This window comes from uncultured Psychrobacter sp., assembly GCF_947488565.1.
GTDB classification, from domain to species: Bacteria; Pseudomonadota; Gammaproteobacteria; order Pseudomonadales; family Moraxellaceae; genus Psychrobacter; species Psychrobacter saeujeotis.
In genome coordinates this window covers 146,602-168,587 of the sequence record NZ_CANKZC010000003.1, presented here as the reverse complement: position 1 = coordinate 168,587, position 21,986 = coordinate 146,602, and the positions used below count along the sequence as shown (strand labels likewise).

Below are 21,986 nucleotides of genomic sequence, written 5' to 3'. Positions count from 1 at the left end.
ATCGATGGATTAGTTAGATACTTATTTATTGCCACTACGCTAATTGGCACTATACTAGATAAAAAAAGGTTTACAATGAAAAATAAACGGATTGGAAAGTAGGAATCACCTAACTCTTAATACTAAGCTATAAAAGCTAAGCATTAAAAAGCCAAAGGGACGATCTATGTCGTCCCTTTGGCTTTTATGTATCAATATTAAAACTTTCAACTTACATGATTGTACTACTTATAGCCATGTCATCAAACGCTGACGCTATATTGATCGATGTCATTATGGCAGACTATCGGTATCATATGAGTATCCCATAGCTTGATGATCTAGCGTCTCAGATACTAGCGTACCCAAACCGACAAGTTCATCGTTTAAGCGGTGACCATTGAGATCATTGCTTGCTGTATCGTCAGGTGCATAAGGCACTGTTGGATGCAGCGCTTGCCAATCAGCCCACAGTTTGTCGACAAAGCAGTGATGGATAAAAAATATCGGGTCATTAGGCGATGTGCCAGGTAACATAGAGCCAGCTATCCACTCATGTACGAGGTTATGGGTATTACCAGGCGGCGGAGTTTTGCCATTGACAGGTAGACGCCCTTCATTCGCCCCGCGATAGCCCACACTGGCTTGGTTAAAATCACCGCTATCATAAGTAGAGATCTGCTGAATCTCGTCAACGTCAGCTTGAGTCGGCAGATTGGGCGTACTACCTCCAAAATCCCGAACCAATCCGCCATCAGGTTGTCCAAAATAATTAATGATAACCCAACTGTTCTCTAGGTCTGCTGCATCGTAAGCAAATGGCCCACTTTGCACCACTCTATTCGGGCCAGATCCATTGCCGCCCATAAAATCATTGGCCCAAATAGCAGCATTCATAGGATCCGCGGCATCCGACGCCCAGTCCCAATAAGGTAAGGTCACCCCCGGTACCAATCTGGCCAAGTCCAGCTCAAATCGACGTATAAATGCACGATGCCATGGCAAAAACGAGGGACCGCGATGTGCTCCATTTCGATTCATGAAATTTCCACCCCAACCTCCGGGTGTTGCCGTGTACATAGCGATATGATGGTCAAGTACATACTTATCATAGGTGTTGGTAATGTTAATATATCTGGTACGTACGTATATTGGATCGTTTGGATCATCGACATATACGTACTCTTCGGCTTTCATAAGCTTAATAGCGTTAATGAAAGCAGCTTTTTCCTCTGTTGTCAGGGTATTTAGGTTTTTTCTAGTAGTATTATCGACAGGCATAGTGTTGGTAGATAAATTAATGGACCAAGTCTGCCCCGTTTGCACACAGGAAATTTGCGCGGTTCCTGTGACTGGATCAGTGTTACTAGTAGCCGTGTAAGAAAACCAAACTTCTGCTACATTGGTATTGTCTCTATTAATAACGACTCTATCGCCATTAGGAATGCCAAACCCTGTACCTGTCGGGCCATCTGTAATAGTGAATACCAGATCTCTACAAAAGCTATTATCAGGAATGGGGGCACTAATGTTAAAAGTTACGGCTTGTACCGCTGTCGTACCTATAGGCGTATCGTTAAACACTAATTCTGTATTGACCGGTGTTACTATGGGTGGTGTATCCGTATCATACGAGTATCCCATAGCGTGATGATCTAGTGTCGCGGATATCAGCGTACCCAACCCAAAAAGCTCATCGTTTAAACGATGACCATTAAGATCATTGCTTGCTGTATCGTCGGGTACATAAGGCACTGTTGGATGTAGCGCTTGCCAATCAGCCCATAGTTTATCTACAAAACAATGATGCAAAAAGAATATCGGGTCATTAGGCGATGTACCAAGCATCATAGAGCCAGCTATCCACTCATGTACGAGGGCATGGGTATTACTAGGCGGAGGGGTTTTGCCGTTGACAGGTAGACGCCCTTCATTCGCGCCGCGATAACCCATGCTATTCGTATTGAAGTTACCGCTATCATAGGTGGATATCTGCTGGATTTCGTCAATATCAGCTTGCGTGGGCAAATCTGGAGTATTGCGCCGAGAACCAAAATTCCGAACCAATCCGCCATCAGGCAGTCCCAAATAATTGATAATAACCCAACTGTTCTCTGGATCTGCATCATCGTAAGCAAATGGACCACTTTGCACCACTCTATTCGGGCCAGAGCCATTACCGCCCATAAAATCATTGGCCCAAATAGCGGCATTCATAGGATCCGCGGCATCTGACGCCCAGTCCCAATAGGGCAAAGTCACCCCCGGTACCAACCTATCCAAGTCCAGCTCAAAACGGCGTATAAACTCACGTTGCCATGGTAAAAACGCTGGACCACGATACACTGCATTGCGAGTTAAAAAATTACTTCCCCAGCCCCCTGGGGTTCCTGTATACATACCGATGTGATGATCGAGTACATACTTATCATAAGTATTGGTTATATTAGGATATCTATCACGTATATGTGCAGGATCGTTTGGATTGTCGACATATACGTACTCTTCCGCTTTCATGAGTTTAATAGCGTTAATAAAAGCGGCCTTTTCTTCTGTCGTCAGAGCATTCACATTTTTTCTACAAGTCATGAGTGAAAATTCCTTTTTAATATGCTTGGAAACAAATGCTTGGCATCAATGACTAGAAGCAAAGGTCCAGGCAGTGTGAATTTGAACAAACTGTATATTTAAGAGGCGTTATTTTTTAAACTCTGATACGTAATCAATCACGTCTTGTGCCAACTCAACTGGTGATTCGTATGAAGAATATGGTAATAAGCCAGACTCAAATACTCCTTCTTGCAGCTCTACAACTTCAAATTCTTTTTCATCAACTTCAATTTTTAATTTTCGTAAGTGCTTTTGGCTGTGGTCAACGCGTTTTTCGACTTCAAGTGCTCTTTTATCATGTAGACCGGCACGTTTCTCGACTTCAAGCACTTTCTTACCATGTAATTCAGAGCTTTGTAATTCAGAGCTTTGTAATTCAGAGCTTTGTAATTCAGAACCTGAAAGATCAGAAAACTTAATTTTACGTCCTTTGTATTCTGTAGATTTGGGATACTTTTTATCTGAGGTAAGTTTATCTTTTTTAGTCATCTCAATTTCTCCATTATCTAAATATTTATTACAGCTGTTTATTTTGATGTTACAAAAGCATGGATCATTGGTTCATTGCCGAATAGGTTCGACATTGAATTTAAAATTTTGACAATTATCTTAAGCTCATTTGATTAGAAGACTTCTATCAAATGAAGCAATAACGATTACCATATATTCAGATGTATTCTCTTATCTGAATATATTTGAGTATAGCTATCCTTAAATAAAGAAAGTACAAACATCACAATCTGTTACTGGTGCGCATGTTACTTGCTTGCAGTGTCGTTACAGCTAGAAGCTATGTAAAATCTACCCCAGTCACTTACACTGTATTCATTTTATAATGGACTGATTATACAGTCTGAGAACAGCGTATAAACTATATATCATTCGTTTAAAATAAAAATATAATGTCATTAGAATAACTTTTTATAGCACTGTCTAACAAAGACGGTGCTATAAAAAACTTATCCCATTATCGTATAAAGATACAGCGTATTTATTTTATTTAGTATCAGCTATATAACAACCATAACTCTCTCGTAAAGACAACGCAAGCTGAATCTATTAAAGAATACGTAAATTACAGTTTAATGAATTCTAACTTGTAGACCATACAATGCTCTACTTTATGCAGTATTCTATTTCTAGAATATAATTTTTCATTGTAAGCCTATGATAGATAAAGAATATTAATATCGTTTCTAGTGAAGTATGCCACAGTAATACTCCCCTATTTAATAGCAAATCGTTGAACACAAAAAATCCCAAACAAGCTAATGTTTGAGGAATATGCTTGTCTTGATGTATTGTTTAAAAATATAATTTAAAAGACAGAGTGTTAGCACGATTTAATTAGTAGCAGACTTTATATTTACCCCTATCTTCACATTTGCCAGCACAAACCAAATAAAATCAGCCCAATAGCCAGCATCTTCCACCATGTTACCACTTCTCTCATAAGTAGCACTGAGGTTGCCATACCGAATACAGGCACCAACAAAGCGAATGGCGCAACCTTTGAAGCCATATTTTGCGCCAGCAAGTGCGCCTACAGTTCAAAGCCAATCAGCGTTATTACATAAGCGATCAGGCTACCCCATGCTACCAGTGTTAGCGCTGCTAGAGCCAAAGCTTTATTCTTACCGTTAGTAGGTGATCATTAATTTTGAAAGAATAATAAACATATAAACTTATCGCGAATACTTTATTAAAGAGTAGACTACTTCTTAGGGTCTGATAAAGACAGAATAACCAACCCTTACGGATAAAGGCTTTAAGGAGAATTACAGACACAAAAAAACCTCAAGTAATCTAATACTTGAGGTTGAAACTTTTGTATAAAACTAAGTTTTAAATATGGCGCAGCGGACGGGACTCGAACCCGCGACCCCCGGCGTGACAGGCCGGTATTCTAACCAACTGAACTACCGCTGCTTAGGTCGTCTTAGCATCTTGCCTTTATAAAAGGCCCACTTGCTAATAAGTGGTGGGTGATGACGGATTCGAACCGCCGACATTCTGCGTGTAAGGCAGACGCTCTACCAACTGAGCTAATCACCCTGAGAAGCGTATAAAAAAAGCACTGCAATTTTAGGTTCGCAAGAGAATTTTCCTTAAAGGGAAAATTCTAATAACTTTGCAAGAAGATAATTAATTAATCTTACTACAAGTTAAAATTCCTAAAAGCTTTAACATCTAAAGGTGTCACACTCTAAAATCATAAAACTTCCAACAACACAGAACTTATTAATTAAAGCCCCTTGCTGTGGGTGTGTATTATATAGATTTACACATGACTGTCAAACGCTATTTTCCACTTTTTAAGATATTTTTGACGTTTTTATTCAAATTTCTAGCAAGCAATTGTTTTTATTGCTTTTATATTTCCTAAAAAACCGAAGTTTTTTAAATATGCTATTTATTTATTCGCCAGTGCTTGCTCAATATCACTTTTGATGGCTTCTGGCTTAGTCGTTGGGGCATAGCGTTCGATGACTTGCCCTCTGCTATCGACCAAAAACTTGGTGAAGTTCCATTTGATACCGTCGGTTAATACCCCGCCTTTCTGATTTTTGAGCCATTCGTAAATAGGATGGGCATCTGCACCATTGACATCGGTTTTTGCCATCATAGGAAAGCTGACACCATAGTTCTTTTGGCAAAACGCACCAATCTCATCATTACTGCCTGGATCTTGACTGCCAAATTGGTTACAAGGAAAACCAATGACGACCAGCCCTTGATCTTTGTACTGTTGGTATAATGATTCTAACCCTTCAAACTGCGGCGTAAAACCGCATTTACTTGCCGTATTAACGATTAGTAATACGTTGTCTTTGTAATCAGAAAATGCTTGCAAGCTACCGTCCATGCGCTCAGCGGTAAAATCATAAATCGTACTCATTATTCATCCTTAAATTGAGGTTTTTATTTTTTTGAGCATTCAAGCAAATACTATTGAAAAGGAAGCACCAAGTACTTCCTTCTCACACCTCTAAAATCATTTACATGACTTACTTTTCGGACTTATCCAAATCAATAGAGACCGAGTTGATGCAGTAGCGCATACCAGTGGTCTCACGTGGCCCGTCAGGGAAGACATGACCTAAGTGAGCACCGCAATTGCTACAGGTGACTTCTGTGCGAGTCATGCCTAGCGAGTTGTCAACGTGCTCGTCAATCGCACTATTGTCAATACCTTGGTCAAAACTTGGCCAACCGCAGCTAGCATCAAACTTACTACTCGAATCAAACAAACTAGCACCGCAGCCTTTACAGCGATAAACGCCATCATCGGTCGCATCATTGTACACACCTGTGAATGGGCGCTCTGTACCTTTCTCACGCATCACATGGTATTCATCAGCACTTAAACGCTCTTTCCAGTCAGCTTCAGTCAATTGGCTGATTTCTTCTTTGCTTAATTGGTTGTCTTGCATAATTTATCCTTATTAGAGTATGGGTTATCTAGTCTGTATATAGCGTTTTGTTATAAACACTACCCTACTATAAATACATTGGCAGACTAATCTAACACCTTCTATCTATTGACTATATAACGATTATTCAAGGTAACTATACAATTTCCGTTACATATATATGTCATCTACGATAGCCACTACTTATTAATACTTACGATAACCAATATATCAGATGCAAAAACTCTAACTACAACGTGTTGGCTGTAGCCTTATTACTTTGACATGGTCAAATGCAAGAATAACTTGCAAAGACAATAATTAAAAAACTTGCATCTATATAGATAATGCAATAATATCTTGCAATAGATAATGATAAAACTTATCAAAATAATAGGCTAAGACAACTATGAATGATAATAAAAGCAATATGGCACAAGCTGAACGCTTAGTAGCGCTACGCCGTGAAAAAGGATTTACTGCCGAACAATTGGCCCAAGCGATGACTGCAGCTGGTGCAAAAGTTAGTCGCGGCGCTATCTCCAATTGGGAGCGTGGCACTAACGGTATTGTTTCCTCTAAATTACCAACTCTCGCACGTATTTTAGGATGTAGCGAAGGCTATTTACTTCGTGGCGATATACAAAAAGAAGCTATGAAACAAAACGCTGCCAATAACGATAAAACAGCTAACCTATCAAACGACCAAGCCAACCAACCGCCTCTTCATCTACAAGAAAGGCCTGTCAGTAAAGAAACTAATAGCGTACTACAGTTGACAGATCACCAAGCAGACTCAAAACATAAAATAAATACAGGTAGTAATACTATGACATCACTCAAAAAATCTACTAAATTACAAAACGTTTGCTATGACATTCGAGGGCCGTTGCTGCAAACAGCGAATAAGATGGAAGCGGAAGGTCAGCGGATTATAAAGTTGAACATTGGTAACCCTGCGCCTTTTGGACTTAGTGCCCCTCATGAAATATTGCGTGACGTGGCAATGAACTTGCCTGAAGCCACTGGATATTCAGACTCGCAGGGTATCTTTTCAGCACGTAAAGCCGTATTACAATATTACCAATCAAAAGGCCTGCTCTCTGCTGTAGATGTGCGTGATGTCTATTTGGGTAATGGCGTCTCTGAGCTGATTGTTATGACCATGCAAGCGCTAATGAATGATGGGGATGAGGTATTGATTCCGATGCCAGATTATCCACTATGGACAGCTGCGACCAATCTCGCTGGCGGCACCGCCGTGCATTACCGCTGTAATGAAGACGACAATTGGCATCCTGATATTGAAGACATCAAATCAAAGATTACTAGTAAAACCAAGGGCATTGTCGTCATCAATCCTAACAACCCAACGGGTGCGCTTTATTCAGACGAAATTCTCAAGCAAATTATCGAAGTTGCCATCGAGCATGATTTGGTTATCATGGCAGATGAAATTTATGATCGCGTACTCTATGACGATATGGCTCATACGCCTATGAGCACTTTGTCTGATGAGGTGCTTATCTTGTCATACAATGGACTATCTAAGTCGCATCGCGTTGCAGGTTTTCGCGCTGGCTGGTTGATGGTCTCGGGTAAAAAACAGCATGCCAGCGACTTTATCGAGGGTTTAGACATGCTGGCCTCCATGCGCTTATGCTCAAACGTACCTGGGCAATATGCTATTCAGACCGCGATGGGTGGTCATCAGAGTATCAAAGAGCTAACCTCAGAAAAAGGACGTCTATACAAGCAGCGTGAAATGGCTGTTTCTCGTCTTAACGCTATAAAAGGTATCTCGTGTACTATGCCACAAGGCGCATTTTATTGTTTTCCAAAGATGGATCCTGCCGTTTACCCTATCGAGGACGACATGCAGTTTATGATGGAGCTATTACTTGAAGAAAAAGTATTGATGGTACAAGGGAGTGGCTTTAACTGGGATGCACCTGATCATTTCCGCGTGGTGTTCTTACCTAATCTTCACGATTTAGAAGATGCTATGGATCGGTTAGATCGCTTCTTTGCCAAAAAACGCCAGCAGTTTGGTACTGCTTAGTTTTTTAATATTATTTTATTAATGTTAAATCTTAAACCCTCTACAAAAAAACGCTTATCAGCACGATGTTGATAAGCGTTTTTTAGGTTTTTACGACAGCTTAACTAGAAAACTTGCTTGAGGATCAGATAGCTGATGGCCGATAGTGCTGCCGCCACTGGTAAAGTAATTACCCAAGCCAAACCAATAGGCTTCATAAGCGACCAGTTGGTATCACGGTTAACAATACCAATCCCTAATACAGCGCCAACCAATGTATGGGTACTCGATACCGGTAATCCCATTGTAGATGCACCCATAACGACGGCTGCGGCAGCAAGTTCAGCAGAGAACCCTGAAGCTGGGTGCATTTTTGCCAAATTCGTACCGACTGTCTGAATGACCTCTTTACCAATAAACCAAAGACCGACGATAAGTGCCACACCAAAAGTCAACATCACAGCAGGCGGAACAGCCGCTTGTGAAGCGATCTCATTAGTACGAATAACATCCATAATCGCGGCAAAAGGTCCAACAGCGTTGGCAATGTCATTTGAGCCGTGACTAAAGGCAAATGCCGATGCTGTAAATACTTGCATCCAGCTAAACATGATAAAAGTCGCTTTGGTAAGATCTTCTTTGTGCTTACCACGAATACTTTTGGTATAGATAAAAGTAGCCAACCAAACCAGCGCCCCTATCATGCCCATGATTAAAAAGCCTTGCAGGGTCGTCATATTGCTGTTGACGTTTTTAAGACCTTTAAAGACCACAAGAGAAGTCATTACCGTACCACCCATGGCAGCAATGATAGGTACCCACTGCTTAATGGCTTTTAGCGTATCAAGATTACTGCGCTCATGCTCAATCTTATAAAGCTCTTTATAATAATCTGTTTCTAAGTCTTCAACCACACAATCATCATCTTTATAAATCTCTTGATCGCGTAGCATCGCGGAGGTATAAGCCAGCTGTTCTGACTCTGATAGACTGTCCAAAAACTCTTTATGGTCTTGTTTCAAGACTTTTTTACTGGCTTTTAGCTCACCGATATGAGCTTCAGCTTTATCATTATAATCAATGATGTTTTTCTTAATCTGCCCATAAAGTAGGTAAGCCAATACACCGCCTAACAATGGTGACAGTACCCAAGAAATGGCGATCGTCCCTATCGTACCCCAATCAACGGTAGAAAATGCACTTGCACTACCACCCAAATCAAAACCCAATACAATAGAGCCACCAACCACGCCACCAATAATAGAGTGGGTAGTGGAAACTGGCAAACCTTTACGCGTAGCAAACAACAGCCAAAATGCGGCGGCAATTAACGCAGATAACATGACATAAATAAACTGGTTGGGGCTAACAGGTAAGCCGTCTAAGTCAACGATACCTTTACGAATAGTATCGGTAACCTCGCCGCCTGCCAGCACCGCACCTGATACTTCAAAGATCGCTGCCACACCCAGTGCTTGTGGAATAGTCAATGTACCAGCACCGACTGAAGTGCCAAATGAGTTGGCGACATCATTACCACCAATATTAAATGCCATAAAGACACCAAAAGCGGTTGCCACAATGAATAGCGTCGTCTGTTGACGCATTGTATAATCGAGTCCCCACCATAAAAAATAGCCGGTCATCGCAATCAGTAAAATAGCAAAAAATAAATTGATTCTCATAGTGCCAACTTGTTTGGTCGACCCTGTAGAACTGCTGCTAATACCCATAAATTAATGCGCCTTGCGTAAGCTAATTGAAAATATTTGCGATGTGAATGTATGATAGAAAGTAGCGCGTTTATCATACCATTAAGCCGCAAGTATCACGCCAAATCATTCGATTAAAGCATCTTGCGGCTTAACAGTTCATTCATAATAGTTGTAATTGAAATAATGCTATTTGGTCATTTTTATCACGCGCCTATTATATTAAATAATCAGACATATTGCATGACGATACTACAAGATTTGTAACTAAAACACTAAAATCTGTCTTTTATTAGTCTAATACTTAGGCTAAATATAGAATTGATAAAACCTTTAATTTTCGTTGGTCCTATTATCGATATTCACAATGAATTGTCAAAGAAAACATACGAATTATTCTGACCAAAAAACTTGATGCCTACTTATTAATTGCTTTGCTATAAAAAACAATACAATATCTGACATTCATAAGTGAGATTTTAGCTGTGCAATAGCATGGTCTAGTACCTGTAAACGAGCATGACGCTTTTGGTTGGTGGCGATGACACACCAGGGCGCGCTAGTAGTATTGGTACGCGCCAGCATATCAGCTGCTGCTTGAACATAGTCTGACCATTTATCACGATTACGCCAGTCATCATCGGTGAGCTTGTATTGCTTATGCGGCGTCTTACGGCGATCCTCAAAACGTTTCAACTGCTCTTTTTTATCAATGGCAAGCCAGTACTTTATGACAATCGTTCCTGCTGCCATGAGCTCTGCCTCAAAACGATTGATTTCATCATAAGCGCGTTGCCATTCTGACTCGTCTATCAATGCTTCGACACGCTCGACCAATACCCGTCCATACCAAGTACGATCAAAAATAGCGATACGGCTCATACGATCCGTTTGCTCATTTGGCAAACGTGTCCAAAACCGCCATAAATAAGGATGCTGCAACTCGTACAACATCGGTGCACCAATATTATAAATTTGATATTCACGTGGATCGAGTGGCGCAACCAGCCTCTTAATAGCGCCGCCTTTGCCTGCTGCGTCCATTCCCTCAAAGGCAAATACCACATGACGACCTTTACGCGCGCGTAGTAACTCTGCAAGCTCAGACTGCTTGTTTGCAAGTTGTTTATGATAGTCGGACTTATCGATATCAGGATTCTTAATATCCATTAATTGCTCGGGTATATCTACAGAGACAAAGTTTTCTACAGAGATAAAGTTTGGCTGCCTGTCATCGTCGCTTAGGCTTGCGTCGTCACTTAGGCTTACGTCACTTTTAAGGTCGGCAGATGCATGTGTGCTCATACTACTTGCCAGCGCTCCTTGCATCGCTTGTAATACCTGATGGCAAAACTCAGTTGCTGCTTGTGATTTATCGCTGCCATCGATAACGATCCAGTCATCTTGCTGCCTCAATAGTTCAGCTGCCACACGATTAAACTGCGCGACTACGTCGCTATCACCCCAATCGATTTGATACAAAAACTGGGGATCAGCTTCTTTATCCTTTAGACGTGCTTGTAAGGTTTCAACCTCAACATGAAACCAGCACTTGAGTAGTTTGGTTTGGTTTGTAGCTAGATCACGCTCAAATACTTGCAACTGGCGCAGGGCTTGCCGTAAATAATCTTGCCATTTGGTAATGGGGAGCACCTGATGTTCATCGTCCTGCATAGCGGTGGTCGCCATGTGCATCACATGATACAAAAGATCAGCATACCAGTTGCCAAAATAGACCATGACGTCGCCATGTCGCGGCATGGCTTGAGTATGAGCTTGCCAAATAGGCTGATATGCCAGCGGCGGATGACCAATGGTTGCTTCAACTTTTAATAATCTTGGATCAACCCATTGACGTAGCTGTTTGACCGCCGTCCCCTTGCCTGCTTGCTCCATACCGTTGACGAGTACCAATAGTCCGGTTGGCTTGTGGGTAGGAGATGTCGTTTGCTGCCGTGTGTCTCGTAGTGCATATTGCGCCGTCACCAACGCCAATCTCAGTGCATCCTTGTCTAATGAAAACTGACTTAAAGGGTTGGGAGTCAAACGCTGATCTATCATCTGTTTTTCAATTTGAATGCCTGTGGCTTTTTGTGCCTCATCTGATTTATTATAAGACATATGTCAGTTCCATTTTATTTTTATGCAAGAGGTTATTAACTATCAATCTTTTATAATAATAGCACTTGCTTAAGCAGTAAATTACAGTGCTATGTAACAGTTTGACATTTGTATTCTAACTTAAATTCTTTTAAGGTAATATATTACGCTAGCGGTGCTATTTACCAACATTTATAACTTTTAAATAAAAGTCATTTTCATTGAAACATCTATCCCTAACCATACAGGACAAACTTCTATGTCTGCTTTATCTGATTTACAACAGCATTTAACGCGCTATTGGGCACTTCCTTATCACGATGATGAAGCATTAGATGCTAAGCTCAAGGACGTACAAGCATGGCAGCGAGCACGTATTCAGCGTACTCATTCAGAGCTATTTGAGCAGCCAAAGAATAAGCCTATGGCGAATTATTTTCTCACCCAACTATATGGTGGTGATGAATTTAAACTGTTGGCCAAGCAGCTAGAACGCATCCTGCCAAAAGCAAAAAAGCTTGAGAAACTTGCCAAAGAGTCCGTATTACAGACTGGCACTATGGCTGTTCAGGCCGCTATTTTGGCAATTGAGCTGGATATGCATTTGGCACAGTGGTTAATGGAGCAAGATTTAGCAGTTAATGAAGAAAACATGCTTGCCGCCTATCGTGCGGTCGATGAAGCAGACGAACGCCGTCTACAGATTAATAACCTCAAGGATGTCTGCTATCGTACAGATAAGTATCTCAACTCCTTTATGCTACGTAAGGCCTTCTCTTTTGCCAAAAGTACGGCATATAATCGCGGCTATCAACCCTTATACGACTTTATCGATGCAGGCTTTACCGCGATGAAGCCTCTTAAAAGTGTGAGCGATTTTATTGAACCATTCTGTAAACGTGAACTGCAGATCATTGATCAAGTTCATCAGGCTGATAGTAACAACAACGTCGAAGTATTTGCTGTATCATAGTCTTGAACAGTCGCTAAGTTGAGCATTTTGCGCGCATTGTAATGATCAATCACTGTTGGTCATTTAATGCTAGCAAAATGCTTTTACATTTGGACAAAGAGTAATTATGATTGAATAATTGCAAGAGCCAAATAGACACTATAATAGGCCACAGGACGACTCTATGACCAATGACTTAAAAAAAACCAATCACAAGTTCACTACGAACAGCCATATTCAAGATAAACTAGTTAAAGATAGTATCGCTCATAATGAAAGCATTAGTGCCAAGGCTCAAGCTCGTGTAAACCCTACTTCTAATACGCCGAGCCCTAATTCAATAGTAAACAATGCCAGTACTGCAAATACCAACAATAGCGACTTTACTCAACTACAAGACTTACCAACAGGAACACCGCAAGGTCAACAAACCACTATGCCATACAATGACAATAAAATGAGCAACCACTCAGCACCGACCTCAAACGATCAAAAGCCGCGAGCTGCCTTTAATCAACGTGATGATATCAATAACCCGCATACACTGGATACTGATGGTTCAGAACAGACTCATTTTGGTTACAAGACTGTCAACAAAGCTGAAAAGCAAGCGCGTGTGGCTGATGTGTTTACCTCAGTTGCCAAAAAATACGATATCATGAACGATCTGATGTCTTTTGGTATTCATCGCCTTTGGAAGCGTTTTGCTATTAGTTTATCCGGCGTACGTGCAGGTCAACACGTATTAGATATCGCAGGTGGTACAGGTGATTTGGCTAAAGTGTTTAGCCGTGAAGTAGGTCGCAATGGTCATGTTGTCTTGTCAGACATTAATGCAGCAATGCTAGAAGTTGGCCGTGAGCGCTTGATTAATGCCGGCTGTAACAACGTTGACTTTGTCCTTGCCAATGCCGAAACTCTCGCCCCTTTCGAAGATGAGAGTTTTGACTTATTGACGATTAGCTTTGGTCTACGTAACGTCACTGACAAAGATGCGGCTCTACGTTCAATGTACCGTGTATTAAAGCCAGGCGGGCGTTTATTAATTTTAGAGTTCTCAAAACCTATTTTTGAGCCATTATCTAAAGCTTATGACTTATACTCTTTTACTGCCCTACCTCTTATGGGTAAGCTTGTGGCGAATGATTCAGAAAGCTATCAGTACTTAGCAGAGTCGATTCGTATGCATCCAAATCAGCACACTTTAAAGCAAATGATGGAACAAGCAGGGTTTGAAAACTGTGATTACCATAATTTGACAGCTGGTATCGTTGCCGTGCATAGAGGCTTTAAGGCATAACGCTGACTGCTCGATAATGTTCAACCTTCAAAACAGTGCTGACGATTCTGACAACGCTACAGCATGACCATAACTATTTTTGATATGCGAGAGTATTATGCTAACGGTATTACTTTTGGCAAGTGCCGAAAAACTCATCAATATGGCTATTGCTAGTGATGATATCACTAAAGCTGGCCTGACACCGCTTGCTGGTAAAGTACTGCGATTAAATATGGTCATGCCCAAGGTGCAAGTGGATATTTTATTTAACCATGAGCATCTACGTTTTGAGCCCATTACTGCCAATAGTGTGTTTGAGCCACGCGGGCAAAGCTTTGGTCGAGATGCTGATGAGCGTCAACAGGCAAACAAGGATATGGGGCGTATTGGCCATAGCCGTCCAGACTGCACTATTAATGTCGAAAACCCCGCTCAGCTCTTAAACTTGATACGCGGCGCTGAAGGCAATCTACCGATTGACGGTGACTATAAAGTATTGATGCAGCTCAAACAGCTGGTCGCCGGATTTGACCCTGACATTGCAGGACAGCTCGAACCTTTTATTGGCAAGCCGATGGCTAGCCAGTTGCAATTACTGATATCTCAGCTCAAAGGCAGCTTTCGCCATACTGCCAAACGTACTTTTGACGATGTGAGTGATTGGGCCAATGACGTAGCAGGCAACAGCCCACCTGACCCTATCGAAAAAGCAGAAGCAGACAGTCTTAAGCAGCAGATTCTTAAGCTGCGTGCTGATATTGAGCGTGAAGAGGCACGGTTAGCAGCGATTAAAGCTGAGCAAGCACGCTTAACCGATAGATAAATATAGTTTACCTTATTCATCTTATCCGCATTCTTATCTAGACTGTTCTGTTTGTTTCAAGTAACTACTTAGAGTAACCACCGCCCATGCTATTATCCTACCGCGCCCGTCTTCTCGAACTTTGGCGTATCGCTGCAAGCTACCGTATTGATACTCACTTTACGGCTGAGGAATCTCCTCAGCTACAGCCAATCTTACGTCTGATTCGGATGCACCCAGCGGCTTGGGGTAAAAAGCATCAGCCAAACGCGATTAAGTATGCACTAGAAGATATGGGCACGCTGTTTTTAAAGCTTGGTCAGCTATTATCCACCCGTCGTGACTTAGTGCCACCTGAAATTATTGAACAACTGATTCAGTTACAAGATAAGGTAAAACCTTTTGACGCTGATATCGCCATCTCTCAAATTCAAAATCCAAAACATGGTCTGGGTCAGTCTGTTGAGACGCTATTTGCTCGCTTTGACGTCAAACCATTAGCCGCAGCCTCCATTGCTCAAGTACATACCGCAGCATTGAGAGATGGTCGTGAAGTCGTAGTAAAGGTCGTGCGGCCCAATATCCGCACAACTATTGTTGCAGATTTTGAGCTATTACGTGAGCTTGCCAGTTGGGCATCGGCACGAATCGAAGCGGCACGTGCGATACATATAGTTGATATCGTTGAAGACTATCGTCAAGTCATGCTCAACGAGCTGGATTTGACTTTAGAGGCAGACAACACCACTCAGATGCGTAACAACTTTTTGGGTTCGGCATTGATGTATGTACCTGAGGTTTATGACGCTGCAAAAAATGTCATGGTCATGGAACGCATTCAAGGCGTACCAATCTCACAAACGCATGTCTTTGATCAGTTAGGCTATGATCGAGCAACACTCGCAGAAAAAGGATTAACGATATTTTTTACCCAAGTTTTTCGAGATAACTTCTTTCATGCCGATATGCATCCGGGGAATGTCTTTGTAGAGACCCCACCAGTTAAGACATTGGGAGATAACATACAAGCAGTCGACCTTGGTCATGAACCGCGTTATATTGGTCTTGATTGTGCCATCATGGGCACGCTATCGAAAGACGACCAGTTGATTGTAGCGCGTATGCTATTGGCCGTCATGAACAACAACTTCACTGCTATGGTCGATATCGTCAGCCGTGCTGGCTGGATTCCACCTAATACTGACAAACATGCTTTGATGCGCGATATGAAACGCACCGTTGGTCCGATGCTACAAAAGTCTATCAATGAGATTGATTTTGCTGGCGTCTTAATGCAAATTTTAGACATTGCCCGTCGCCATCATATGAGCATTCCACCTCAATTGATGTTGTTACTAAAAACTTTGGTACATGTTGAAGGCCTTGGTCGTGACTTGTATCCAGATTTGGACATCTGGTCATTGGCCAAACCGATCTTAAGCAGCTGGATTAAAGAGCAGCTTGATCCTATGCGTAACTTCCAACAGATACGTGCACAGCTACCAGAGATTCTATTGTCCAGTACTGACATTCCAAAACTGCTAGATCAAGGTCTGCAAAGTCTTGCTTCGCAAGGGTCGCGTCAAGACAGTCAGCTACGTGAGATTCAGCAGATACGTGCAGACATGCTCAATGATCGCCGCCGCGACTGGCTAGCATTAGCAGGATTTGGCTTATGTGTCGCCATAGCAACGCAAGTGGTCGGCTGGCTATCACCTGTGTTTTATATTTTGGCCATACTAGCGGTCGTTTGGCGCATCTTAGCTTAAAGCTGCCGCTTTACTAACAAGGATAAGTTATGATCAGCTCTCAGGTTAATGCTATACCCACTAAACCAGACTATAGTGCCGCTATTAGTGAGCTACAAGCTCAGTTTGGCGAGCAACTCAGTGCCAATCTGACAGTCTGTGAACAACACGGCCATACCATGACATGGCTTGCCAACCAGCCACCAGATGCCGTACTGACTGCACAAGATAAACACGACGTCGCTAAAGCGGTTGCGATTTGTAACCGACATAAAATGCCAGTCATTGCTTTCGGTATTGGCTCATCGCTTGAGGGTCAATTAAATGCTCCTTATGGCGGACTGTCAATTGATATGCATGCGCTAGATGCTATCTTGCAAGTCAATAACGAAGATTTGACAGTGACTGTACAGCCAGGCGTCACGCGTGAGCAGCTGAATCATTATCTGCGTGATACAGGTTTGTTTTTCCCGATAGACCCAGGCGCCAATGCTAGTATCGGCGGTATGGTGGCGACCCGCGCCTCAGGTACTAACGCAGTACGCTATGGCACGATGAAAGATGTGGTACTGGCGCTTGAAGTGGTGACAGCAAACGGAGAGATCGTACGAACTGGTACGCGTGCCAAGAAGTCGGCTGCAGGTTATGATTTGACGCGCTTAATGATAGGCTCTGAAGGTACGCTTGGTATCGTCACCGAAGTCACGCTCAAACTGTTTGGGCTTAGTGAATGTGTTGGTAGTGGTCTTTGTCATTTTCCAACGATTGAAGATGCCTGTCAGGCCGTCATGCTTACCATTCAGATGTGCTTACCTATCGCTCGAATCGAATTGCTTGATGCTTTACAAGTAAAAGCCTGCAACCAATACGCAAATCTTGATCTACTTGAGACACCTACATTGTTTGTAGAGTTTCATGGGACTGAAGCGAGCGTACGCGAACAAGCACAGACTTTTAATGATATTATCGAAGAGTTTGGCGGTACTGACTTTGTTTGGGATACTAATGAAGCTGAGCGCAAACGTCTGTGGCAAGCGCGTCATAATGCTTATCATGCCAGCTCGGCCCTGCGTCCAGAAGCAAAAGCCTTATCGACTGATGCCTGTGTGCCTATTTCGCGCTTGGCTGAATGTGTCAGCGCTACCGCAAAAGACATTGCAGACGCTGGAATGATAGGCCCTATGGTCGGTCATGTTGGCGATGGCAATTTTCATGTTTTATTATTGGTTGATACTGATGATCCAGTAGAGACTGCCAAAGCTGACGAGATCATCGGACGGTTGGCTATACGTGCTATCGAGATGGATGGCACTTGTACTGGTGAACATGGCATCGGTCAAGGTAAGCAAAAATACATGGATCAAGAACATGGCAACGCCATACCGCTAATGCAAGCCATCAAGTCCGCTCTTGATCCAAACAATATCCTAAACCCTGGTAAGATTTGGCCTCAGCCTTTAGTAATAGAAACACCTCAAGCAGTAGAAGTATAAAATAAGCCTACACAAAAAATGCGCCTACTTTACATCCATAAAGTAGGCGCATTTTTTATTCAAGCAGTCAGATGGTTTTTACTGTATCTGATCAATCGCCACTTGAGTTAGTATTCGACCACGAGCCGTACGTAATACATAACCTTGCTGAATCAAATAGGGCTCGATCACATCTTCAAGTGTACCGCGATCTTCTGCCATGGCTGCTGCCACTGCTTCCACGCCTGCCGGACCACCGTCAAAGCGTTCATGCAAAATTTCAATATAACGCCTATCAAGATGATCTAGACCGCGCCGATCGACTGCTAGCATATCTAGCGCACTAGCAGCGATAACACCGTTGATACTACCATCCCCTCTTACTTCAGCATAATCACGTACTCGCCGTAATAAGCGATTAGCAATCCTTGGCGTACCTCGCGCACGGCGTGCAATCTCGATAGCACCATCTTCGCTCATTGAAACACGCATTAGGCGCGCCGCTCGGCTGACAATAGTTGTCAGATCAGCAATATTATAAAACTCAAGGCGCTGAACGATACCAAAGCGATCACGCAGTGGTGAAGTCAAAAGCCCCGCTCGCGTCGTCGCTGCTACCAAAGTAAAAGGCGGCAAATCAAGTTTGATAGAGCGTGCAGCAGGGCCTTCGCCAATCATAATATCAAGCTGAAAGTCTTCCATTGCTGGATATAGTATCTCTTCAATGACTGAGCTTAAACGATGAATTTCATCAATAAACAACACATCACCAGCTTCTAAATTGGTTAGCATGGCGGCTAGGTCACCTGGACGCTCAAGTACAGGGCCTGATGTCGAGCGCAGATTACCACCCATTTCACGAGCAATAATATTAGCAAGCGTCGTCTTACCCAAACCAGGCGGACCAAAAATCAAAGTATGATCTAATGCCTCATCACGACCTCGCGCGGCACCAATAAAGACTTCCATCTGTTCACGCACAACTGGCTGACCGATATATTCAGACAGAAGCGAAGGACGAATGTTGCTATCAGGGGCATCATCTCCCCCTTCTAGCGGATTAATTAAGCGGTCTTGCATCATAGGTTCTATCATTATATTAAGAAGGTAAAGGTAATAAATAGCATAACCAAACCTAGCGGATAAGTCATGTAAAACGTTTTAAAGTATGCATTAAAACGAAAATAAGCGACAACTAGTGTCGCTTATCCATAGATAACTATATATGTAAGACAGATAGGCTAAAAACCAGATAACTGCTGTAAGGTAGCTTTTAACAAGCTTTGCGTATCAGCAAAGACATCACCGTTACTTTTGGCAGCTTTAATTGCCTGCTGTGCTTCTTTTTCTTTATAGCCCAAGCTAATCAGTGCGCCCTCTACTTCAGCAATGATACTTCCTTCCTGCGTGACCGGCACTGGCTGAATGTCAAACTCTAAATGACTATCATCGACTTCGATATTTTTAAGCTTATCTTTAAGCTCAATCAATAAACGCTGTGCTGTTTTTTTACCGATACCTGGTATACGAGTAAGCGCGGTTTCTGAGTCCTGCGCCACATGCATTTTTAGCTCAGCTGCTGACATAGCAGACAGCATGGCAAGCGCCATCTTGGCCCCAACCCCATTAATCTTAATAAGCTGGCGAAAGACATCACGCTCTTTTCGATCGATAAAGCCATACAGCAACTGCGCGTCCTCTCGGACATGAAAATGCGTCCAGATGCTTGCTTGCTGTTCCAACTGTAGCTGACAAAATGAGGGTAATGGTAGCTCGATATCATAACCTACGCCTGAGGCTGTCATGATACAGGCTGTCGGTGCCATTAAATATTGTACTTGCCCAGTAATAAGTCCAATCATAGTACCTCACCTGTCATAAACAATTTATAAGAAACTTTTATATAAGGAGCATTAGTATACATACATCTAATACCCCTTAAGCAAATCCTAAATCAAACTTTTTAAAAGGTTGGCTTATTGATAAAAATCAACCATGCCTTCAAGGCTAATTGGACGAATTTTATGCGCTTGACCAGCAGAACCAAAGGCCTCAAAGCGGTTACTACAGATATCTGACATTGCTACCATAGAAGCTTTAAAATATTTACGCGGATCAAACTCACTAGGATTGTTTGCCAAGTATTCACGAATAGCACCTGTTGACGCTAAACGTAAATCAGTATCGATATTCACCTTACGCACACCATGCTTAATGGCTTCTACGATTTGCTCAACTGGCACACCGTAAGTTTCGCCGATATCTCCACCATTCTCATTGATGACTTTTAACCATTCTTGCGGCACTGATGATGAGCCATGCATGACAAGATGAGTATTGGGTATACGTGCATGAATCTCTTTCACGCGTTCAATTGATAAGATATCGCCTGTGGGTGGACGCGTAAACTTATAAGCACCATGACTGGTACCAATCGCAATCGCTAGTGCATCAACATTGGTGTCTTTGACAAATTGCTCAGCTTCGTCCGCACTGGTCAACAGCTGCTCATGATCAAGAACGCCTTCTGCCCCTGAACCGTCTTCTTCGCCAGCCATACCAGTCTCAAGACTACCTAGACAACCAATCTCACCCTCTACAGAGACGCCGCAAGCATGAGCAAGCTTGACGACTTCACGCGTCACACTCGCATTATAGTCATAATCCATCGGCGTTTTACCATCTTCACCCAGTGAGCCATCCATCATAACTGAAGAAAATCCAAGCTGAATTGAGCGTTGGCAAATGGCCGGTGACATGCCATGGTCTTGATGCATAACAACTGGGATATGAGGCCATTCTTCGATAGCGGCAATAATCAAGTGTCGTAAAAATGCCGAACCAGCGTACTTACGCGCGCCAGCACTGGCTTGTACAATGACAGGAGAGTCGCAAGCATCGGCGGCCATCATAATCGCTCGCATTTGCTCCAAATTATTTACGTTAAAAGCAGGCACACCGTAGTTGTGCTCAGCGGCGTGATCTAAAAGTTGACGTAAGGAGATTAGGGCCATAAAACGCTCTCTGATTGGTTTTAAAATAATAACGTTATTGAAAACTGCAAAATATCATGCACTGAGCATGATAGGTATACTAAAAAATAGGGTAAGCTTAAAAACCAGATTAAACCCAACGATTACTCAGCGTTAAACGCAAACTGCAACCATAAACAATAATCACGTTGTTTACTTACCCGAATTATAGCGGGGTGATTATAGCAAAAATTATCTACGCCTCGTAGCAGTTACACCAGTATTTATTTATCTGGTCAGTTTTCCAAATCGTTGATATTTACAGTAATCTAACTTTCATGGTCTCTGTCAAATAACGAGCACAAAAAAGCCCTGACTACTGTCAAGGCTTTTTAAATTTTTCAGGGCTTATAGAGTAAGTATTCGTCTAATAATTATAGCTTAACGTCTCATCTAACAGTAATCAATACATTGACTATTAGATTACTAAGCGAAATTGCTTAGTACTGTTGCTCAGCTTCAACTTCAACTTCGTTTGCACCTTCAGCAACAGCGTCTGCACCTTCAGATACCGCTGCAGCAGTACCTTCAACAACTTCGTTTGTGCCTTCAGCAATAGCATCACCAGTATTTTCTAAAGCATCAGTAGCAGCCGCACCAGCTGTTTCAGCGCCTTCAGCAACTTCTGTACCAGCTTCTTGAGCAGCTACTTCAGCTTCTTGTGCAGCAGCTTCAGTTTCATTAGCAGCTTCTTCTGTATTGGCAGCAATATCATCACCCGCAGATTCAACCGCAGCTTCTGTTTGCTCTTCAGTTTGTTGGCTACACGCAGTGACTGCAAACGTACCAGCAAGGACACTAGCAAGTAACAAATGACGTTTTAACATAATAAACCCCTCATAA

At 42.4% G+C, this 21,986-nt stretch carries 17 protein-coding genes and 2 tRNA genes; 6 read left to right on the top strand and 13 right to left on the bottom strand.

Translation table 11 applies throughout. The features are described from left to right. Positions 1-273: 273 nt before the first annotated feature. From Q0890_RS07880 to msrB, 7 genes are all read right to left on the bottom strand, one after another. On the bottom strand, positions 274-2,568 hold the full coding sequence (locus Q0890_RS07880) for a tyrosinase family protein (protein ID WP_299219275.1): 2,295 nt from the start codon (positions 2,566-2,568) through the stop codon (positions 274-276). A 108-nt stretch (positions 2,569-2,676) separates the two neighbouring features. Continuing rightward, the gene (locus Q0890_RS07875; protein ID WP_299219273.1) at positions 2,677-3,078 is read right to left on the bottom strand and encodes a hypothetical protein; all 402 of its coding nucleotides are present in this window, start codon (positions 3,076-3,078) and stop codon (positions 2,677-2,679) included. An 889-nt stretch (positions 3,079-3,967) separates the two neighbouring features. Next, positions 3,968-4,111, bottom strand: a complete 144-nt coding sequence (locus tag Q0890_RS07870) for an EamA family transporter (RefSeq protein ID WP_299219271.1) — start codon at positions 4,109-4,111, stop codon at positions 3,968-3,970. A 330-nt stretch (positions 4,112-4,441) separates the two neighbouring features. After that, positions 4,442-4,518, bottom strand: a tRNA-Asp gene (locus Q0890_RS07865). Positions 4,519-4,568: 50 nt separating this feature from the next. Beyond that, a tRNA-Val gene (locus Q0890_RS07860) sits at positions 4,569-4,644 on the bottom strand. A 358-nt stretch (positions 4,645-5,002) separates the two neighbouring features. Next, positions 5,003-5,488 (bottom strand): glutathione peroxidase, encoded by a 486-nt coding sequence (locus tag Q0890_RS07855; protein WP_299219269.1) that lies wholly within the window; start codon positions 5,486-5,488, stop codon positions 5,003-5,005. 109 nt (positions 5,489-5,597) lie between these two features. After that, the gene (gene msrB / locus Q0890_RS07850; RefSeq protein WP_299219267.1) at positions 5,598-6,023 is read right to left on the bottom strand and encodes a peptide-methionine (R)-S-oxide reductase MsrB; all 426 of its coding nucleotides are present in this window, start codon (positions 6,021-6,023) and stop codon (positions 5,598-5,600) included. Between the two features lie 388 nt (positions 6,024-6,411). Between msrB and Q0890_RS07845 the strand changes: the two genes are divergently transcribed. Next, positions 6,412-8,064 (top strand): aminotransferase class I/II-fold pyridoxal phosphate-dependent enzyme, encoded by a 1,653-nt coding sequence (locus Q0890_RS07845; RefSeq protein WP_299219265.1) that lies wholly within the window; start codon positions 6,412-6,414, stop codon positions 8,062-8,064. 104 nt (positions 8,065-8,168) lie between these two features. Here the strand turns inward: Q0890_RS07845 and Q0890_RS07840 are convergent, their stop codons facing one another. Both Q0890_RS07840 and Q0890_RS07835 read right to left on the bottom strand, forming a co-directional pair. After that, the gene (locus Q0890_RS07840; RefSeq protein ID WP_299219263.1) at positions 8,169-9,776 is read right to left on the bottom strand and encodes an inorganic phosphate transporter; all 1,608 of its coding nucleotides are present in this window, start codon (positions 9,774-9,776) and stop codon (positions 8,169-8,171) included. A gap of 444 nt (positions 9,777-10,220) precedes the next feature. After that, positions 10,221-11,876, bottom strand: coding sequence for an ATPase (locus Q0890_RS07835; protein ID WP_299219261.1), 1,656 nt, complete (start codon positions 11,874-11,876; stop codon positions 10,221-10,223). 238 nt (positions 11,877-12,114) lie between these two features. Between Q0890_RS07835 and Q0890_RS07830 the strand changes: the two genes are divergently transcribed. From Q0890_RS07830 to Q0890_RS07810, 5 genes are all read left to right on the top strand, one after another. After that, on the top strand, positions 12,115-12,828 hold the full coding sequence (locus Q0890_RS07830; protein WP_299219260.1) for a hypothetical protein: 714 nt from the start codon (positions 12,115-12,117) through the stop codon (positions 12,826-12,828). Between the two features lie 163 nt (positions 12,829-12,991). After that, the gene (ubiE, locus tag Q0890_RS07825; RefSeq protein WP_299219258.1) at positions 12,992-14,107 is read left to right on the top strand and encodes a bifunctional demethylmenaquinone methyltransferase/2-methoxy-6-polyprenyl-1,4-benzoquinol methylase UbiE; all 1,116 of its coding nucleotides are present in this window, start codon (positions 12,992-12,994) and stop codon (positions 14,105-14,107) included. Between the two features lie 97 nt (positions 14,108-14,204). After that, complete coding sequence (locus Q0890_RS07820; RefSeq protein WP_299219256.1) at positions 14,205-14,912, top strand: hypothetical protein; 708 nt, start codon at positions 14,205-14,207, stop codon at positions 14,910-14,912. A gap of 86 nt (positions 14,913-14,998) precedes the next feature. After that, on the top strand, positions 14,999-16,660 hold the full coding sequence (locus Q0890_RS07815; protein ID WP_299219254.1) for an AarF/UbiB family protein: 1,662 nt from the start codon (positions 14,999-15,001) through the stop codon (positions 16,658-16,660). Between the two features lie 29 nt (positions 16,661-16,689). Beyond that, positions 16,690-18,132, top strand: a complete 1,443-nt coding sequence (locus Q0890_RS07810) for an FAD-linked oxidase C-terminal domain-containing protein (protein WP_299219252.1) — start codon at positions 16,690-16,692, stop codon at positions 18,130-18,132. A gap of 78 nt (positions 18,133-18,210) precedes the next feature. On the opposite strand, the gene ruvB is transcribed toward Q0890_RS07810, so the two are convergent. From ruvB to Q0890_RS07790, 4 genes are all read right to left on the bottom strand, one after another. Then, positions 18,211-19,191, bottom strand: a complete 981-nt coding sequence (gene ruvB / locus Q0890_RS07805) for a Holliday junction branch migration DNA helicase RuvB (protein WP_299188522.1) — start codon at positions 19,189-19,191, stop codon at positions 18,211-18,213. 161 nt (positions 19,192-19,352) lie between these two features. Next, the gene (ruvA, locus tag Q0890_RS07800) at positions 19,353-19,973 is read right to left on the bottom strand and encodes a Holliday junction branch migration protein RuvA (RefSeq protein WP_299219250.1); all 621 of its coding nucleotides are present in this window, start codon (positions 19,971-19,973) and stop codon (positions 19,353-19,355) included. Between the two features lie 114 nt (positions 19,974-20,087). Continuing rightward, positions 20,088-21,125, bottom strand: a complete 1,038-nt coding sequence (fba, locus tag Q0890_RS07795; RefSeq protein ID WP_299219248.1) for a class II fructose-bisphosphate aldolase — start codon at positions 21,123-21,125, stop codon at positions 20,088-20,090. 458 nt (positions 21,126-21,583) lie between these two features. After that, positions 21,584-21,970, bottom strand: coding sequence for a hypothetical protein (locus Q0890_RS07790; RefSeq protein ID WP_299219246.1), 387 nt, complete (start codon positions 21,968-21,970; stop codon positions 21,584-21,586). Positions 21,971-21,986 lie beyond the last annotated feature (16 nt).

Excerpts from the sequence above, each read along its gene's own strand:
- Q0890_RS07870 (WP_299219271.1), bottom strand. The coding sequence starts at position 4,111 with ATGGCTTCAAAGGTTGCGCCATTCGCTTTGTTGGTGCCTGTATTCGGT.
- Q0890_RS07820 (WP_299219256.1), top strand. The coding sequence starts at position 14,205 with ATGCTAACGGTATTACTTTTGGCAAGTGCCGAAAAACTCATCAATATG.
- ruvA (WP_299219250.1), bottom strand. The coding sequence starts at position 19,973 with ATGATTGGACTTATTACTGGGCAAGTACAATATTTAATGGCACCGACA.
- Q0890_RS07790 (WP_299219246.1), bottom strand. The coding sequence starts at position 21,970 with ATGTTAAAACGTCATTTGTTACTTGCTAGTGTCCTTGCTGGTACGTTT.
- ubiE (WP_299219258.1), top strand. The coding sequence starts at position 12,992 with ATGACCAATGACTTAAAAAAAACCAATCACAAGTTCACTACGAACAGC.
- fba (WP_299219248.1), bottom strand. The coding sequence starts at position 21,125 with ATGGCCCTAATCTCCTTACGTCAACTTTTAGATCACGCCGCTGAGCAC.
- Q0890_RS07835 (WP_299219261.1), bottom strand. The coding sequence starts at position 11,876 with ATGTCTTATAATAAATCAGATGAGGCACAAAAAGCCACAGGCATTCAA.
- Q0890_RS07875 (WP_299219273.1), bottom strand. The coding sequence starts at position 3,078 with ATGACTAAAAAAGATAAACTTACCTCAGATAAAAAGTATCCCAAATCT.
- Q0890_RS07840 (WP_299219263.1), bottom strand. The coding sequence starts at position 9,776 with ATGGGTATTAGCAGCAGTTCTACAGGGTCGACCAAACAAGTTGGCACT.
- Q0890_RS07815 (WP_299219254.1), top strand. The coding sequence starts at position 14,999 with ATGCTATTATCCTACCGCGCCCGTCTTCTCGAACTTTGGCGTATCGCT.
- ruvB (WP_299188522.1), bottom strand. The coding sequence starts at position 19,191 with ATGCAAGACCGCTTAATTAATCCGCTAGAAGGGGGAGATGATGCCCCT.
- Q0890_RS07880 (WP_299219275.1), bottom strand. The coding sequence starts at position 2,568 with ATGACTTGTAGAAAAAATGTGAATGCTCTGACGACAGAAGAAAAGGCC.
- msrB (WP_299219267.1), bottom strand. The coding sequence starts at position 6,023 with ATGCAAGACAACCAATTAAGCAAAGAAGAAATCAGCCAATTGACTGAA.
- Q0890_RS07845 (WP_299219265.1), top strand. The coding sequence starts at position 6,412 with ATGAATGATAATAAAAGCAATATGGCACAAGCTGAACGCTTAGTAGCG.
- Q0890_RS07855 (WP_299219269.1), bottom strand. The coding sequence starts at position 5,488 with ATGAGTACGATTTATGATTTTACCGCTGAGCGCATGGACGGTAGCTTG.
- Q0890_RS07830 (WP_299219260.1), top strand. The coding sequence starts at position 12,115 with ATGTCTGCTTTATCTGATTTACAACAGCATTTAACGCGCTATTGGGCA.
- Q0890_RS07810 (WP_299219252.1), top strand. The coding sequence starts at position 16,690 with ATGATCAGCTCTCAGGTTAATGCTATACCCACTAAACCAGACTATAGT.